This is a genomic window from Micromonospora sp. URMC 107, from assembly GCF_051386315.1.
Classification (GTDB): Bacteria; Actinomycetota; Actinomycetes; order Mycobacteriales; family Micromonosporaceae; genus Micromonospora.
Genome location: NZ_JBPQTK010000307.1, coordinates 1 through 427 on the forward strand (window position 1 = coordinate 1; position 427 = coordinate 427).

The 427-nt window shown below is 69.1% G+C and carries 1 protein-coding gene; it reads left to right on the forward strand.

Features of this window, described 5'->3' with window-relative positions; translation table 11 throughout:
• On the forward strand, nucleotides 1-427 hold a 427-nt coding region (locus ACSNN9_RS28655), incomplete at both ends, for an acyltransferase domain-containing protein (RefSeq protein WP_436676418.1).

Sequence of the window (427 nt, forward strand, 5' to 3'; positions counted from 1 at the left end):
TCGCGCAGGCGGGGTTGTTCGCGGTCGAGGTGGCGTTGTGGGAGTTGCTGTCGTCGTGGGGTGTGCGGGCGGACTTCCTGGCGGGTCATTCGATTGGTGAGGTGACGGCGGCGTATGTGGCGGGGATGGTGTCCCTGGCGGATGCGTGTGTGTTGGTGGCTGCTCGTGGCAGGTTGATGCAGGCGTTGCCGTCCGGTGGGGTGATGGCGGCGGTGGGTGCCGCCGAGGTCGACGTGCGGGAGGTCATCGAGGCGTCGGGTGCGGCGGTGGACGTCGCGGCGGTGAATGGTCCGGCGTCGGTGGTGGTGTCGGGCTCCGCAGGCGACGTCGCGTCGGTGGTGTCGGCCGCCCGTGAGCGGGGGTGGCGGGTCAAGGAGTTGTCGGTCAGTCACGCGTTCCATTCGCGGTTGATGGAGCCGATGTTGGA